The sequence below is a fragment of the Reyranella humidisoli genome (genome assembly GCF_019039055.1).
GTDB classification, from domain to species: domain Bacteria; phylum Pseudomonadota; class Alphaproteobacteria; order Reyranellales; family Reyranellaceae; genus Reyranella; species Reyranella humidisoli.
Window position 1 is genome coordinate 3,749,689 of record NZ_JAHOPB010000001.1, and the last position, 15,792, is coordinate 3,765,480.

At 66.6% G+C, this 15,792-nt stretch carries 15 protein-coding genes; 7 read left to right on the forward strand and 8 right to left on the reverse strand.

Annotation, left to right across the window (positions count from 1 at the left end):
• The first annotated feature begins 57 nt into the window (after window positions 1-57).
• Window positions 58-1,848: a phospholipase D-like domain-containing protein gene (locus KQ910_RS18085; protein ID WP_216963331.1), complete on the forward strand. Its 1,791-nt coding sequence runs from the start codon at window positions 58-60 to the stop codon at window positions 1,846-1,848.
• Between the two features lie 6 nt (window positions 1,849-1,854).
• On the opposite strand, the gene KQ910_RS18090 is transcribed toward KQ910_RS18085, so the two are convergent.
• From KQ910_RS18090 to KQ910_RS18100, 3 genes are read right to left on the reverse strand one after another with little or no spacing between them, the layout of a single operon-like run.
• Entirely contained in the window at window positions 1,855-3,261 is a 1,407-nt protein-coding gene (locus KQ910_RS18090) for an amidase (RefSeq protein WP_216963334.1), read from the reverse strand.
• Between the two features lie 11 nt (window positions 3,262-3,272).
• Window positions 3,273-3,635 (reverse strand): VOC family protein, encoded by a 363-nt coding sequence (locus tag KQ910_RS18095; RefSeq protein ID WP_216963337.1) that lies wholly within the window; start codon window positions 3,633-3,635, stop codon window positions 3,273-3,275.
• Window positions 3,632-4,504 carry a LysR family transcriptional regulator gene (locus KQ910_RS18100; protein WP_216963340.1) on the reverse strand — a complete coding sequence of 291 codons (873 nt, stop codon included), beginning with the start codon at window positions 4,502-4,504 and terminating at the stop codon, window positions 3,632-3,634. Before KQ910_RS18100 ends, KQ910_RS18095 begins: the two co-directional genes overlap by 4 nt.
• A gap of 93 nt (window positions 4,505-4,597) precedes the next feature.
• Between KQ910_RS18100 and KQ910_RS18105 the strand changes: the two genes are divergently transcribed.
• The 3 genes from KQ910_RS18105 (at window position 4,598) to KQ910_RS18115 (ending at window position 8,549) form a co-directional block, all read left to right on the forward strand.
• Window positions 4,598-5,671 (forward strand): NAD(P)H-dependent flavin oxidoreductase, encoded by a 1,074-nt coding sequence (locus tag KQ910_RS18105; protein ID WP_216963343.1) that lies wholly within the window; start codon window positions 4,598-4,600, stop codon window positions 5,669-5,671.
• A gap of 239 nt (window positions 5,672-5,910) precedes the next feature.
• Window positions 5,911-7,515, forward strand: coding sequence for an arylsulfatase (locus KQ910_RS18110; RefSeq protein WP_216963345.1), 1,605 nt, complete (start codon window positions 5,911-5,913; stop codon window positions 7,513-7,515).
• A gap of 86 nt (window positions 7,516-7,601) precedes the next feature.
• Window positions 7,602-8,549 (forward strand): formylglycine-generating enzyme family protein, encoded by a 948-nt coding sequence (locus KQ910_RS18115; RefSeq protein WP_229600445.1) that lies wholly within the window; start codon window positions 7,602-7,604, stop codon window positions 8,547-8,549.
• Here KQ910_RS18115 and KQ910_RS18120 read toward each other — a convergent pair.
• The gene (locus KQ910_RS18120) at window positions 8,527-9,123 is read right to left on the reverse strand and encodes a TetR/AcrR family transcriptional regulator (RefSeq protein WP_216963347.1); all 597 of its coding nucleotides are present in this window, start codon (window positions 9,121-9,123) and stop codon (window positions 8,527-8,529) included. The two genes, KQ910_RS18115 and KQ910_RS18120, sit on opposite strands and share 23 nt — an antisense overlap.
• Window positions 9,124-9,168: 45 nt before the next feature.
• On the opposite strand from KQ910_RS18120, the gene KQ910_RS18125 reads away from it, so the two are divergent.
• Window positions 9,169-9,636 (forward strand): VOC family protein, encoded by a 468-nt coding sequence (locus KQ910_RS18125; protein WP_216963349.1) that lies wholly within the window; start codon window positions 9,169-9,171, stop codon window positions 9,634-9,636.
• Here the strand turns inward: KQ910_RS18125 and cutA are convergent.
• Genes cutA through KQ910_RS18145 form a run of 4 tightly spaced genes read right to left on the reverse strand, consistent with a single transcriptional unit; the run spans window position 9,633 to window position 13,834 of the window.
• Window positions 9,633-9,947 (reverse strand): divalent-cation tolerance protein CutA, encoded by a 315-nt coding sequence (cutA, locus tag KQ910_RS18130; protein WP_216963351.1) that lies wholly within the window; start codon window positions 9,945-9,947, stop codon window positions 9,633-9,635. The genes KQ910_RS18125 and cutA overlap by 4 nt on opposite strands.
• Before the next feature lie 29 nt (window positions 9,948-9,976).
• Window positions 9,977-11,407 carry a glutamine synthetase family protein gene (locus tag KQ910_RS18135; protein WP_216963353.1) on the reverse strand — a complete coding sequence of 477 codons (1,431 nt, stop codon included), beginning with the start codon at window positions 11,405-11,407 and terminating at the stop codon, window positions 9,977-9,979.
• A gap of 2 nt (window positions 11,408-11,409) precedes the next feature.
• On the reverse strand, window positions 11,410-12,741 hold the full coding sequence (locus KQ910_RS18140; protein ID WP_216963355.1) for an aromatic ring-hydroxylating dioxygenase subunit alpha: 1,332 nt from the start codon (window positions 12,739-12,741) through the stop codon (window positions 11,410-11,412).
• A 31-nt stretch (window positions 12,742-12,772) separates the two neighbouring features.
• On the reverse strand, window positions 12,773-13,834 hold the full coding sequence (locus tag KQ910_RS18145; RefSeq protein WP_216963358.1) for a protein kinase family protein: 1,062 nt from the start codon (window positions 13,832-13,834) through the stop codon (window positions 12,773-12,775).
• A gap of 44 nt (window positions 13,835-13,878) precedes the next feature.
• Between KQ910_RS18145 and KQ910_RS18150 the strand changes: the two genes are divergently transcribed.
• A complete protein-coding gene (locus KQ910_RS18150; RefSeq protein WP_216963361.1) occupies window positions 13,879-14,763 on the forward strand; it encodes an alpha/beta fold hydrolase in 885 nt (294 codons plus the stop codon).
• Entirely contained in the window at window positions 14,760-15,779 is a 1,020-nt protein-coding gene (locus KQ910_RS18155; RefSeq protein WP_216963364.1) for a zinc-binding dehydrogenase, read from the forward strand. The genes KQ910_RS18150 and KQ910_RS18155 overlap by 4 nt, the downstream gene beginning before the upstream one ends.
• Window positions 15,780-15,792: the final 13 nt, after the last annotated feature.

The following is a 15,792-nucleotide window of genomic DNA, read 5'->3' on the forward strand; positions in this document are numbered from 1 at the left end:
CATTTCTCTCGAAGCCGTGATTGCGCGCCAGTCTGGGACTCGATTATGTCCCTGTCCATGTTCCGACGCCTTGCCTCGCTGCTGATTCTTGTCGTGGCCGGTTCCTGCAGCGGTGACATCCCGAGCAGCGCCGTCAGCGACAGTCAGGCCGAACGCGATTTCGGCATCCTGCGCTCATCAACTTCCATCGTGTCCCTGATGCGCGAGCGCAACATCAGGTCTCCCGACCTGTCCGCGCCGGATCCACTGCTGCAGTTGCAGCGCGAGCTGGCGAAAAGCGACCCCGACGGCACCTTCGCCGGCATCACTTACGACCTGACGCGCGGCAACAGCCTCGCGGTCGACTGGTTGGTGCAGACTCCCAATCGCTGGGGCCGCAGGGCCGACGACCTCACCTGGTTCGAGATGGGTTGCACGGATTGCGAACCCGACATCTCGTTGCCGGCCTGCAGCACGGATGGCGACTGCAGGGGCGGCACCTGCAGCACGATCTGGCCGCGCACCCCGGGCTTGCGCACCGCGGCGCGCAAAGTCTGTCTCGGTCACTCCGATGCGCTCACGCTTCGAATTCACGCTCTCGTCGCCAGTGCGCGGCAGAGCGTCGACATCGTCCAATTGCAGCCGGCGCCAACGGGGCGCTTCACCGCCGCGCTGCGGGCCGCCATTGCCGAGCTGGCGTTCAGCCGTCGCCAGATCGAGGTCCGGTTCTTGATCGGGCAGTTTCCGCCCAAGGGCGTCGATGCGGCAGCCTTCCTCAAGGAGCTTACGGAAACAGCGCGGGACATTCCGGGATCGCGTGTCACGGTCAGCGTCTCGGCGATGCGGACCTGCACCGTCCTCGAATCCTGCAACAGCTTTTCGTGGAACCACGGAAAATTCATCGTGGTGGACGGCCGCGAGGCCATCGTCGGCGGCCACAATCTCTGGACCGAGGACTACCTCACCGACAACCCGGTCCACGACCTGTCGATGCAGGTGAGGGGCCCCGCTGCGGCCAGCGCTTCGCGCTTTGCCGACCGGCTGTGGAGCTATGTCTGCAGCAATCTCAACTACAAGGACTCGATCTCGCTCGTGACCTATGTCCCGGGTCGGAGCGAGCCCGGCCAGCGCTGCCCGGCGGCCCTGGCGGCGCGCCGGGTCACCGCAGGCACGGGCGGCGTCGAGATCATGGGCATCGGTCGCCTCGGCGCCGGCATCACCGAAGACTTCGCCAACCAGAGCGAGTTGGCGCGCGATCTCATGTTCGGCGCCGCACGCAAGTCCATTCGCATCGCCCAGCAGGATCTGGGTTTCCGTCTGGGGCGCTCGGATACGCTGTTTGCCGAGAGCGCGCTCGACGAGATGATCGACCTGATGGAGCGGGATGGCGACGTCTACGTCGTGCTCTCTAACCCTGGCTCGATCGGCAATGGCGGGAGTCCGTATTACAACGACGTCCCGCTGCAGGTTCTGGCGAAGCGCCTGAAGGACATCGTGCAGAAACGCATCGACACGGCCGACCCTCGATCTCGGTACGCCATCCGCAAGGGCCCCGATCCCGTGAACGCGCTGCTGTGCAGCCGTTTCCACCTCGCGCCCTTCCGTTTCGGGCCGGACGATTCCTGGCCTGGCGGCAAGACCATCGCCAACCACTCCAAGCTCTGGATGGTCGACGACCGCATCTTCTATATCGGCTCCGACAACATGTACCCGGTCAACCTGCAGGAGTTCGGCTTCATTATCGACGACCGCAAGGCCGTCGACGCGCTGATCGAATCCTACTGGAACCCGCTCTGGCAGTGGTCCAGGCGGGCCGCGGTCTCGGGTGAGGGCGCCGAGAAGTGCATCTTCCGCGAGATCATCAAGTAAGCGAGGTCAGGCGCCCGCAGGATCGATCGGCGTCACGATCCCTTCGGCCGCCTCGATCACCTCGCCGGCGTCGAGACAGAGGTCCTCGCGGTTGCGCATCGCCATGATCTGTACGCCGGTCCGCAGCTTGCCGTGGCTTCCGACCGGCACGGCGAGGCCGGGCAGGCCGAACAGCGGCGCGACCAGGGCGGACCGCATGGATTCCAGCACACCCCGCTGGCCGTCCGGCGTGATGTCGGCCACCTGCTTGGGCGGCAGGTCGCACAAGGTCGGGAAGATGACCAGCGGCCATTGCTGCATAAAGGTCATCCACTTGAACAGCAGCGCCTCGCGTTCCGTCAGGGCGCCGATGTAAGTCGCGAGATCGACCGGCTTGTGGATGGCGAGCCAGGCCTGCATGGCGGCGATCCCATCCGGATCGCCCATCTTCTGCATCATCGGCCACAGGCCTCCGAACACATCGGTGACGCAGATCTGGTGCCACAACTCGACGCAGCGCTCGATGTCGGGCGGCAGGATCTCTTCCACGACATAGCCGGCCCCGCGGAGATGCTTGCCGGCCAGCCGCACCGCCGCGACCTGGGCGGGGTGGCTTTTGCCGCCGGGCACTTCCGGCACGATCGCGACCCTGATCGGCCGCGCCGGAGGGGCGCCGCGCATCGGCACGTCGTTCCATCGCCAGTCGCGCCGATCGCCCCGCGCCATGACTTCGAGGGCCAGGCGTGCATCGCGCACGGTGCGGGTGTGCGGGCCCTGGGTCGCCATCAGGATCGCACCGATCGGGCGGCCGGAGGCGGCCCCGGTCGGATTGAAGGAGGGAATACGGGCAAACCCGGTGCGCAGGCCGACCACGCCGTTGCAGTAAGCGGGGATGCGCACCGAGCCGCCAATATCGTTGCCGTGGGCGATCGCGCCGATGCCGGTTGCCGTTGCGGCCCCCGCGCCGCCGCTCGAGCCACCGGGCGTCACACTGGGATCGCGCGGATTGAGCGTGCGGCCGTGCAGGGCATTGTCGGAGAAGATGCGCATCGAGAAGGCGGGCGCATTGGTACGGCCCACGATGATCGCGCCGGCATGCTTCAGGTTGGCGACGACGGGACTGTCTTCCTGCGCGATCAGGTCCTTCAGCGGAATGACGCCGTTGTCGGTTGGCAGGCCGGCCTGGTCGACGTTGATCTTGGTTGTGACGGGAACGCCGTGCAGCGGCGGCAGGGCGTGGCCGCGCGCGCGCGCGGCGTCGGCTGTCTCAGCCTCGGCGCGGGCTTCGCTCTCCAGCACGCGCACGACGGCGTTGATCGCGGGATTGACCTTGTGCAGGCGGGCGAGGACGGAATCGACCGCTTCCCGCGCCGAGGCCTGCCCGGTGCGGATCAGGCGCGCCAGGTCGGTCGCGTCGTACTGCCAAAGCTCCATTTTACCCTCGCTCAACGCTGCTTCGTTTCGGTGCCGAAGAAGATCATGTTGCCGTCGGCATCCGCAATGCCGAAGTCGCGCAGTCCATAATCCCGATCCTCGGGCGGATTCAGAATGATCGCACCCCGGCGCAGGAGATCGGCATGCAGCGCGTCGACATCGTCGACGAAGATGACGACGGCTCCATGGCCGGGCGGGCGCGGGGCCTGCGCGGCCGCGATCAGGTGAAGGGAAACCTCGCCCGAGCACAGACCGGCATAGAAGGTTGGAGCGCCGTACTCGAAAGCGACGTCGAAGCCGACGCGGTCGCGATAGTAGGCGAGGCTGGCCGCCACGTCCGCGACGGTGAAGACCGTGGTGCTGCCGCGCATCATTTGGCGTCTCCCCTGGTAACGTGCTTCTGGAAGGCCAGCAGGGCGCTGGAGGGAAGCATGTCGCGGCGGCGGACGAAGACCGTCTGCACACGCGATTCCGATGCGGGCAGGCGATGTGCCCGCACGGATCCGCCGCGCCATGCGGGGCCGATCAGGGTGCGCGGCAGCAGAGTCACGCCGAGCCCGGCCGCCACGGCACCCAGGATGGCCTCCAGCGTGCCGAATTCCAGGCGGCGCAGGCCGACCACGCCGCGCCGCGCCAGCAGCTCCTCCAGACGCTGCCGGTAGGAGCAGCCCGCCCGTAGGATGACGAGGCGCAGGTCCGGATGTTTCAGCGCCGATGTCAGGGACGATTCTGTCGGGGCGGTCAGGAACGCGAGTTCCTCGGCGAAGGAGGGCACGGAGACGAGTTGCGGATGGACGACGGGCCCGCAGACGAACGCGCCTTCGAGGTCGCGGCTCAGAACGCGTTCCACCATCTCGGCCGTCGTGCCGGTGCGCAGCACGACATCGACGCCGGGGTGGGCGCGTACATAGGAGGCGAGCAGGGGTGAAAGCCGCAGTGCCGCGGTCGTTTCCAGCGAGCCGACGGTCAGCGTGCCGCGGGGCGCGCCATCGTCGCGGGCGGCACGGCCGGCTTCATCGAGCAGCGCGCCCACGCGTGTCGCATAGGGCATCAATCGCTGGCCGGCCGGCGTGAGGCGGGCGCCCGCCCGGCTGCGCTCGAAGAGGGACACCCCCAGCGCGTCCTCGAGGCGGCGTACGCGCTGCGTCACGTTCGACTGCACCGTATTCAGTTCGCGCGCGGCGCGACCCATGCCGCCGAGACGCGCCACCGCTTCGAAAGTGGCGAGATCCTTTGCATCCATGGCATCAGATTATCAGATGGTATTGATTAATATAAATCACTGATTGGAATGCCGCATGTCGCCTAGACTGCAACGGTGAACAGGAGAACAGCCATGAACTGGCAGGACCGCCGCCTTCTCGATCTTTTCGGCATCGAGCATCCCATCCTCCAGGCGCCAATGGCCGGCGTGACCTCGCCACAGATGGCTGTCGCGGCCTCCGAGGCCGGTGCGCTGGGCTCGATTGCGGGCGCGATGCTGACGCTGGATGGCCTGCGGCAGGAATTCCAGATGGTGAAGCAGGGCACGGCCAAGCCCTTCAACGTGAATTTCTTCGTGCACAAGCCGCCGACGGTCGATGCCGCGCGCGACGCGGCGTGGCGCAGGAAGCTCGCGGGATACTACGAGGAGTTGGGCGTGGCACCGGGCACCAAGGGACCGTCGCGCGCCGCCTTCGATGCCGCCGCCTGTGACCTGGTGCTGGAATTCATGCCCAAGGTGGCGAGCTTCCATTTCGGCCTGCCTGGGAAGACGCTGATGCAGCGCCTCAAGGCCGCCGGCATCGTCGTCATCGCTTCGGCGACGACGGCCGAGGAAGCAAGATGGCTCGAAGGCGAGGGCACCGATGCCGTCATCGCCCAGGGCGCCGAGGCGGGCGGCCATCGCGGCATGTTCCTCGACGACGATATCGCACGTCAGGCGGGCACGATGGCACTGGTGCCCCAGGTTGTCGACGCAGTGAAGGTTCCGGTGATCGCGGCTGGGGGCATCGGCGATGGCCGTGGCATCGCGGCGGCGCTGGCGCTGGGCGCGGCAGGCGCACAGATCGGGACGGCTTTCATGCTGTCGCCGGAAGCTCGAACGGGCGCGCTGCATCGCGCAGCGCTGAAGAAGGCGGGCGACAACAGCACGGTTCTCACCAACGTCTTCACCGGCCGGCCTGCGCGCGGCATCGTGAATCGGATCGTCCGCGAGGTGGGACCAATGAGCCTGGAGGCGCCGGCCTTTCCGCTGACGGCCGAGGCCACCCAGCCGCTGCGGGGGCCGGCCGAGTCCACAGGCTCGACCGACTTCACGCCGCTGTGGAGCGGGCAGGCGCCGACCTTGGCGCGCGAGATGCCGGCGGGCGAGCTGGTGAAGTCGATGGTGCGCGAAACCGAGGCCGTCCTCAGCCGCGTCCGCGGCTGACCAGCCGCAACGCAGGGCTGCAGACGGCAAGGGCGGCCTGCCGCACGCGTGGTCGTCCGTCGAGATCAGGAGCGCCTTGATGGATCTCTCTTCGCGAGCGACGCGGCTCGTCCGAAGTGACGGTGCTTCGCGAAGACGAGAGCGTGAGGTCGATATCCATTCATAAACCGCATCGTTCGTTGTGTTGCTCTGCATCGCCCAACAGAACATATTTCCGCTGATAAACAGGAGGGCGGACTATGGCAAAAAACTCGATCAGGCGGCTGTTGTCGGCGGCGGCGCTCCTCGTCGGCATCTCGGGCGGGGTGGTCCCGACACAGGCCCAGACCCCGGCCAAGCCCAACATCTTGGTCATCTTCGGTGACGACATCGGCTACTGGAACATCAGCGCCTATAACCGCGGCATGATGGGCTACCGCACGCCCAGCATCGACCGCATCGCCCGCGAAGGCGCGATCTTCACCGACTATTACGGCCAGCAATCCTGCACGGCGGGGCGCGCGGCCTTCATCACCGGCCAGTCGCCGATCCGGACCGGCCTGCTCAAGGTCGGCCTCCCCGGCGCTCCCGAGGGACTGTCGGAGAAGGATCCGACCATCGCCGACCTGCTGAAGCCGCAGGGCTACGTGACCGGGCAGTTCGGCAAGAACCATCTGGGCGACCGCAACGACTTTCTGCCGACCGTGCATGGCTTCGACGAGTTCTTCGGCAACCTCTACCACCTCAATGCCGAGGAGGAGCCCGAGAACATCGACTATCCCAAGGATCCGACCTTCAAGGCCAAGTACGGCCCGCGCGGCGTGCTGAAGTGCGTTGCCACGGCGACGGAAACCCCGGGCGAGGACCCGCGCTTCGGCAAGTGGGGCAAGCAGAAGTGCGAGGACACCGGTCCGCTCACAAAGAAGCGCATGGAGACGGTGGACGAGGAATTCGTTGCGGCGTCGCTCGACTTCATCGACCGCGCGAATCGCGACAAGAAGCCGTTCTTCGCCTGGGTCAATTCCTCGCGCATGCACATCTGGACGCACCTCAAGCCTTCGTCCGAGGGCAAGACCGGTCTCGGCGTCGTCGCCGACGGGATGGTCGAGCATGACGGGCAGGTCGGCCAACTCCTGAAGAAGCTCGACGACCTCAAGATCGCCGACAATACGATCGTGATCTACACGACCGACAACGGCGCCGAGGTCATGAGCTGGCCCGATGGCGGCACCACTCCGTTCCGCGGCGAGAAGAACACCAACTGGGAGGGCGGCTATCGCGTGCCCGCCATGGTGCGCTGGCCGGGCCTGGTAAAGCCCGGCACCGAGATCAACGAGGTCTTCTCGGCTGAGGACTGGCTGCAGACCCTGTTGGCCGCGGCTGGCGAGACGGATCTTGCGGCCAAGCTGAAGCAGGGCGCCACCTTCGGAGCCAAGAGCTTCAAGGTCCATCTCGACGGCTACGACCAGCGCGAGCTGCTGAAGAACGGCACCGGCAGCGCGCGAAAGGAGTTCTTCTACTGGACAGACGACGGCGGACTGGCGGGCCTCCGCTACGACAAGTGGAAGCTGGCCTTCATGGAGCAGCGCAAGCACGGGTTCGACGTCTGGCAGGATCCGATGGTGACCCTGCGCGTGCCGAAGCTGTTCGACCTCAGGGCCGATCCGTTCGAGCGCGCCGACCACGAGGGGATGGGCTACGGTCGCTGGCGCATCGATCGCATCTTCCTGCTGGTGCCGGCGCAGGTGTACGTGAACAATTTCATCAAGACGCTGGTTGAGTTCCCGCCGCGCCAGAAGCCCGGCTCGTTCAACCTCGAGGGCGTGCTTAACAAACTCACCGCTCCCCCGCAGGGCGCGAACTAGGAAGGCCGTCGCCCGGCCATTCGCCATCCGACCTCCCTGCCGCCTCGCGTGGCGGCAGGGCCGAGAGGCGTGTAGGACTGAGCGCCATGAGCCACGTTACCGGAGCCGCCACATCGCACCCCGGGATGGTCCGCATTCCCGGCGGCACGTTCCGCATGGGCTCAGACCATCACTATGTCGAGGAGAAGCCGGTTCACACCGTAACGGTGTCCGGTTTCTGGATGGACGAGACGCCTGTCACGAACGCGCAGTTCCGCGGGTTCATCGAGGCGACCGGCCACGTCACCTGGGCCGAGATCGACCCCGACCCGAAGGACTATCCCGGCGCACGTCCCGGGATGCTGAAGGCCGGCGGCCTCGTATTCACCCCGCCGTCGAAGCCCGTCGATCTCGTCGACTGGAGCCAGTGGTGGCGCTTCACCTTCGGGGCGACGTGGCGGCGGCCCTACGGCAAGGGCAGCCATATCGGCGGGCTCGACGAGCATCCGGTCGTGCAGATCGCCTATCGCGATGCCGAGGCCTATGCGAAGTGGGCCGGCAAGGAACTGCCGACGGAAGCCGAATGGGAGTTCGCCGCGCGCGGCGGGCTCGACGGCGCGGAGTTCGCCTGGGGTGACGAACTCACTCCCGGCGGCAAGCACATGGCCAACACCTGGCAGGGCGCTTTTCCACACGAGAACACCCGCGCCGACGGCTTCGCGCGCACCTCGCCCGTGAAGGCCTATCCGGCGAACGGTTACGGCCTGTACGACATGATCGGCAACGTCTGGGAATGGACGACCGACTGGTATGCTGCCAAGCACGCGCCCGATGCCGCCAAAGCCTGCTGCGTGCCGGAGAATCCGCGCGGTGCAACACTGGAACAGAGCTACGATCCGCGCGATCCCGTGCGCATCGCGCGCAAGGTGCTGAAGGGCGGCTCGCATCTTTGTGCCCCCAGCTACTGCAAGCGCTATCGCCCCGCGGCGCGCCACGCCGAGCAGATCGACACGACGACGAGCCATGTCGGCTTCAGGTGCATCGTGCGCGGATGACCTGGTCTACGAGCCGATCGACGAAGCTCCGCGTGATAGGCGCGTGGCCCATCAGCAGGCGATAGAAAAGCGGACCGAACACCAGGTCGAGCGTCAGCTCGATGTCCTCCGGCGGCTCGATCGCCTTGTCGGCTACGCATCGTTCCAGGAGAGCGCGGGTAGCGTCGCGGTTGCGCGCGATGAACTCGTTGCGGAAAGCCTTGGCGAGTTCGGTCTCCGATTGGGCGGCCGCCACCATGGCCGCGACGCTTCGGCCGGCAGGCGCGGCGAAAGCATCTGCCAGCGCATGAAGCTGCGCGCGCAAGGCGGAGAGGGCGTTTCGCGGCTTGCTGGACGCCTCGGCGGCGCCAGTCGTCTCAAGGAACGCCGCCATGGCCACGGCGGGGGCGTTCGGCCAGTAGCGATAGATGGTGGGACGGCTCACGCCGGCGCTCTGCGCGATCGCCTCGATGGTGACGGCTGTCAGGCCGCCACGCTCGAGCAACGCCCGCGCTGCGATGAGGATGGCGGCACGGGTCCGCGGATCGCGGGGACGGCCGCGGACCGGTGGGGCTGAGGAGGCTTGACGAGGCATCTATTAACGTTACGATACGTAACGTAATATAACACAGGTGATGCCATGACCGCAAAGACCGCACCCGCGGGTCAGACTGTGCGGGCGCACATGACGGTGCACGACGCAAAAGCCGCGATCGATTTCTATGCCAGGGCCTTCGGCGCAGTGGAGTTGTTCCGGCTGGTCGAGCCGGCGGGCCGGGTCGGGCATGCCGAGATCCGTATCGGCGACACGGTGCTGATGATGAACGACGAATATCCTGACTTCGGGGCGAGGAGCCCGGGCGCCATCGGTGGTTCTCCCGTTGCGTTCCACATCGCCGTGCCCGACGCCGACGAAGCCGTCGAGCGCGCGGTTGCGGCAGGGGCGACCCTGGTGCGGCCTGTGCAGGACCAGTTCTACGGCGACCGCTCCGGCATGATTGCCTGCCCCTTTGGCTATCGCTGGTTCCTCGCCGCGACGAAGGAAGTCGTAAGTCCGGAAGAAATGCAGAAGCGCTGGACGGAAATGCTGGAGAGCGGCCGGGCCTAGACGGCCACGCTCTCCTCGATCCACGCGGCGTAGGCCGGAGAGACGTGCACCATCGGGAAAGCGTGGATCGCAGGCACCTCGTAGGGATGCAGGTCCAGGATCGCGCGCTCGACGGCGGCGTAGTGCTCGTCGAGCGTCTTGAAGAGGATGCGATATTCCTTGCCGCTCTCGACGGTGCCTTTCCAGGTGTAGACACTTTCGATCCGGGAGATTTGCGCACAAGCGGCGAGCTTCGCTTCGACCAGGGCCCGCGCGAGCGAACGGGCGTCCTTGCGGTTGGCGACGGTGGTGACGACGGCGATGGCGCTCATGGCGGTCTCTTCTGATCCAGACGGACGAATCAGAACAGCGAAAAATACTCCCGCTGCTCCCAGTCGCTGACTTCCAGCTCGAAGCGGTCGATCTCGGCCTGCTTGAGGCGCGTGTAGTAGTCGACGAAGAAGTCGCCGAGCCCGGCGCGCAGCACGTGGTTCTCCCTGAGCGCCGCCAGCGCCTCGGCAAGCGACCTCGGCAGCAGCGGCGCCAAGGCTTCGTAGGGCTTGTCGGCCGAGGGGCCGGGATCGAGCTTGCGGTCGAGACCGTCGAGACCGCAGACGATCTGGCTCGCCATGTAGAGGTAGGGATTGGCGGCGGGCTCGCCGACGCGGTTCTCGAGATGCGTCGCCGGATCGCCCGGTCCGCCCAGCACGCGCACCATCACGCCGCGATTGTCGCGGCCCCAGATGGCGCGGTCGGGCGCGAGCGAGAAGGGGCGATAGCGTTTGTAGCCGTTGAGCGTCGGTGTGCTGAAGGCGGCGGCGGCGCGTGCATGTTCGAGCAGGCCGGCCATGTAGTGGCTGCCGGTCGCCGACAGGGTCTCGTTGGTGTCGACGAAGGCGTTGGCGTGCGTCTTCCGGTCGGTCAGCGACTGATGCAGGTGCCAGCCGCTCGACATGACGTTGGCGAGCCTCGGCCGGCACATGAAGGTGGCATGGAAGCCGTTGCGCTGGGCGATCTGCTTGGTGGCGCTGCGGAACAGCACCATCGTGTCGGCGGGCTCGAGGCCGGCGCCGGTGCGGAAGGTGAACTCGACCTGGCTTGGACCGAACTCGACTTCGAGCGAGCGCAGCGGCAGGCCGAGATCGACCAGATTGGTGCGCAGGATCTCCAGGATCGGATCCATCTCGTCGTAGCGCTGCTCGGTCAGGTACTGGTAGCCCTGGTTCAGCAGCGACACGTCGGGCGGCTCGCCCGGCTGGCCGGCATCGCCGACGCCCAGCTTCGCCTTCTCAAGCTTGAACAGATGGAACTCGACTTCCAGGCCGGCGACGAAATCGTAGCCGCGATCTCCCAGGGTCGAGAGCGTCCTGCGCAGGATATAGCGGGTGCAAAGTGGCATCGGCCGGCCGTCGGCGAAGTAGATGTCGCACAGCATCCAGCCGGAGTGCGGCGCCCAGGGCAGGGCGCGGAAGGTCGTGGGATCGGGCAGCATGACCACGTCGGCCGCGCCCTCCAGCTCCTTCATGCCGAAGCCGCCGCCCGGCTGCCAGACCGGGAAGACCGTCCGATGCGACGTGTCCTTCAGCAGCATCGTCGTCGTGAAGCCGACGCCGTTCTTCAGCGCCGCGTCGACTTCCGACGCCACGATCGTCTTGCCGCGCAGGATGCCGTGCTGGTCGGCGAAGGCCAGGCGTACGACGGACATTTCGCCCGCCTTCATGCGCCGCTCGGCCTCGCGCGTAGCGGCCTTGCGTTCCTCGTTCCAGAGGCCCGCGCGTTCGACCAGCGTCATGGCTACGCGACCAGCGGAGGGACAGTGTCTGCCGCCCAGCTCGAGGAGCGGCGGCGACGCACATCGACGTCCTTCCAGTAGGCTTCCCAACCTTCCGTAGGTCCCATCCCGTCGATCGCGACGGGACCGCGGATCGTGGCGGCGCGCTGGCAGTCCAGCCACATGATCGGCCGCTCGCCGTTGCCGACCTGGCCGATGGCCGACAGCAGCATGCGGCGGTAGGCGACGATCGCCTTGTCTGTCGTACCGAGATGCTCGCGCGTGCGGTCCTGGATGCGGCCCTGGCTCTCGACCGCCCACTGGTCGTGTACGTTGATGTCGAAGCCCATGCCGGTGAAGGTCTGGTTCTTCTGTTCGGCGACGCTGTAGCCGTAATCGTTGTGACGGCCGATCAGCGGGCGATAGTCGGGAAGCTGGTAGAGCTTCAGCCGCTGCTCGCGCATCGCGGCATGGTCGACCGGCTTACCGAAGCTGGTGAAGATCGCGTACCAGTAGCAGCTCGTATCGTCGATCGGCACATGCCACTGCGTGATCGTCATCTCCGCGCTCATCGGGATCACGAAGGCGTAGGGGAAGACGAGGTTGGTGACGCGCACATGCGTGTGCTGCTCGTTCAGCTTGCGCAGCGCGAAGAGGCGCAGGCCGTAGTCGGTCGCCTCGACATCGAGCTTGGGCCGGGGGAAGTCGCGCAGCAGGCGGGTCATCGGGATTTCGGAATCGGCGGAGGCGGAACGGAACTGCTTGCCGTAGGCCGCGCCAGTATCCTCGTCCTCGTAGAAGCGATGCAGGTAGGAGGCGTGCGCCGGGTCGATGCCGACCTCCAGCGCCTGCAGCCAGTTGCACTCGATCAGTCCCTTGAAGGCAAAGGCGTGCGTACCGGGCGCGAGAAAGCAGTCGAAGTCGGGGAAGGCGGGCGCTTCGCCTTCACCGAGATAGGCGAAGACGATGCCGTTCTTCACCACGACCGGATAGCTGCGCTGGCGGACGCGCTGGCAGAGCACGCTGCCCTCGGGTTCGGCGGGCGTCTCCAGGCACTTGCCGTCGACGTCGAACAGCCAACCATGGAACAGGCAGCGAAGGCCGCCATCCTCGAGGCGGCCGAAGGCGAGATCGGCGCCGCGGTGCGGGCAGTCGCGGTCGAGCAGGCCGTGCCGGCCGCGCTCGTCGCGGAACAGCACGAAATCCTGCCCCAGCACGCGCACCGCCTTGGCTGGCCGTTCGGCGGGAAGCTCGTCGGCGAGGGCCACGGGATGCCAGTAATGGCGCATCAACGCGCCGCACCGGGTGCCCGGACCGACGCGGGTCATCAGCTCGTTCTGCTCGGGGCTCATCATGCGGAAAGTTTCGCGCAAACGCCCCTGCGTGTCACGATACCAGTGCGCGGCAGTCGAGATCGTCGGCAGCCAGGTGAATGCGCTCCAGATGGTTCCACCAGATCACCGGCGGGATCCCGGCGGACTGCATCCAGATCGGGCGGGTCGTCAGCCACAGAACGGCCAGTCGATAGTCGTCCTGCAGCGACGACCGGTCATAGCCCGTCACGCCAAGTTTGGTCAGTTTGGCATGGAAACAATCGAGCAGATGGCCTTCCGCACGCTGGCGCAGGTCCGGATACCAGTGCATCGCCATCATGTAGGCGAGATCCTCGGCGCCGGAAGCCGGCCGCCAGGCATCCCAGTCGAACAGCCTGGCCGTGTCCGATGAACCGTCGCGCGGCAGGAAGCAGTTCCAGGTATGGGAATCGCCCTGTACGAGGGTCAGGTTGCGCCGCGTACGATAGCGCTGGAGTACGCGAGGCGCCTGGTCGAACAGTCGCTCGTAGAATGCGCGCCGTTGCGCCGACAGGCGGTCGCCCAGCATGTCCGCGAACTTTGCATAGGACGCTGCGAGATCCTTCAGCCAGTCCCGGACGGCCTTCGGCTCGGGCCAGGTGCCGATCGTCACGCCCAGTCGCGGATCGTCCCACCACGCGGCCTGGAATCTTGCATGCGTCCGAACGATCGCCTCGCTTTGCGCGATCGTCGGCGGTACCGGCCATTGCGTCGCAACCAGGTGCGAGTCGGTCAGGTCCTCCAGCAGTAGGTGCCATGCGCCGCTTGCTGCATCGTGGTGCGCCTCGAAGCAGCGGAGCAGGAGGCCATCCGGCGTTGCAGGGGCGACGGTGGTATAAAAAGCGACTTCCTTTCGGCCGCTTTCCCAGTTTGCCCCGGGACGATTCGGCAGGTCGGTCTTGAAGATGAGCGACGTCGGCGCATCCGGGGAGGCGCCTTCGTAGGTGAGCCGCAGCCGCTGGACGAGGGACAGTATTGTCGGGAACGTCCTGTCGACCGAGACGGCGGAGACGCGGCCGCTGCCCAGCGCGCCATTCCGGTGAAGCACGTCGGTAAGGTGTTCTGCGCTGGCGGCCGAGGGCGGAAGGGGCGTCATGTCCTCCATTGTGCCGAAGCGACCGCAGCCGGTAAATTGACCGGATGAATACCTTGAATGGCATGCCCGGTCCCACCTCGCGGGTCTTCTTCTCACAGCGTCTGCGTTTGCATTATGTCGACTGGGGCAACCCGGAAGCGCCGCCGCTTCTCCTCGTTCACGGCGGGCGCGATCACTGCCGGAACTGGGACTGGGTGGCGCAGGCGTTGCGCAAGGACTGGCACGTGATCTGCCCCGATCTCCGCGGGCATGGCGACAGCCAGTGGTCGCCGGACGGCAATTACTCGATGGCGGCCTACATCTACGACCTGGCGCAGCTCATCCACCAGCAGAACCTGGCGCCGGTGACGATCGTGGCGCATTCGCTGGGCGGCAACATCTGCCTGCGCTACACTGGCATCCATCCCGACAAGGTGCGCAAGCTGGTGGCGATCGAAGGCCTCGGGCCGTCGCCCAAGGTGATTGCCGAGCGCGGCAACAAGCCGATGAGCGAACGCATGACCGAGTGGATCGACGAGCAGCGGAAGCTGTCGGCCCGGGGGCCGCGCAAATACCCGACGATCGAGGACGCCTTCAAGCGCATGCAGGAGGAGAACAAGCATCTCTCAGCCGCGCAGGCCCGCCACCTGACCGAGCAGGGCGTCAACCAGAACGAGGACGGCACCTACAGCTGGAAGTTCGACAACTATGTGCGTGTCAACCAGCCGTACGACATGAGCTACGAGGCGATCGAGGAGCTGTGGTCGCGGATCACTTGCCCGACCTTGCTGGTCTACGGCAAGGAAAGCTGGGCCTCCAATCCGGAGAAGGACGGCCGCATCAAGCATTTCAAGACCGCCCAGGTCGTGGAGTTCGAGCGCGCCGGCCACTGGGTCCAGCACGACCGGCTCGATGATTTCGTGGCCACCACGCGGGAGTTCATCAAATGAGGGCGGCGGTCCTGCGCGGCGGTGACATCGTCGTGGCCGAGGTCCCGGCGCCGGTGCCGGCGGCGGGGCAGGTGCTGGTCAGGACGTTGTGCTGCGGCATCTGCGGCTCCGACCTGCACTATGCCAAGCATGCGCCGCACATGGTCGAGATGTCCAAGCGCATTCCCGGCCGCGTGCCGCTCGACCTCTCGCGCGACGTGGTGTTCGGCCACGAGTTCTGCGGCGAGGTGTTGGATTACGGTCCCGGCACCGAGCGCAAGCTGAAGCCGGGCACGCTGGTCTGCTCGATGCCGGTGATCCCGCAGGCCGACGGCCACCGCACGGTCGGCTACTCGAACGACTTCCCCGGCGGCTATGGCGAGCAGATGGTGCTGGCGGCGCCTCTGCTGCTCGAAGTGCCGAACGGCCTGTCGGCCGACCATGCCGCGCTCACCGAGCCGCTCGCGGTCGGTATCCATGCGGTCGAGAAGGCGGCGCTGCAGGACAACGATGCGCCGCTGGTCGTCGGCTGCGGGCCGGTAGGCCTGGCCGCCATCGTCGGGCTGCGGCTGAAGGGCATCCATCCGATCATCGCGGCGGATTTCTCTCCCAAGCGGCGCGAGCTGGCCGCCAGGATGGGCGCCGACATCGTGATCGATCCCAAGGTCGAATCGCCGTACGCGAAACTGGCGCCGGGCAAGCGCGCCGTGATCTTCGAATGCGTCGGCGTGCCGGGCCTGCTGCAGCAGGTTTTCGAGGCGGCGCCGCGAGATGCCCGCATCGTCGTGGCTGGCGTCTGCATGGAACCTGACCGCATCGAGCCGCTGTTCGGCATCGTGAAGGAACTCTCGATCCAGTTCGTGCTGGGGTACACGCCGGACGAGTTCGCGCGCTGCCTTCGCCTGCTGGCCGAGGGACAGGTCGAAGCCGATGCGCTGATCACCGGCAAGGTCGGCCTCGCCGAGGTGAAGGGCGCCTTCGAGGAACTGGGCAATCCCGAGCGCCACACCAAGATTCTCGTGGAGCCCTGGCGCTGACTTTGATAGCGCT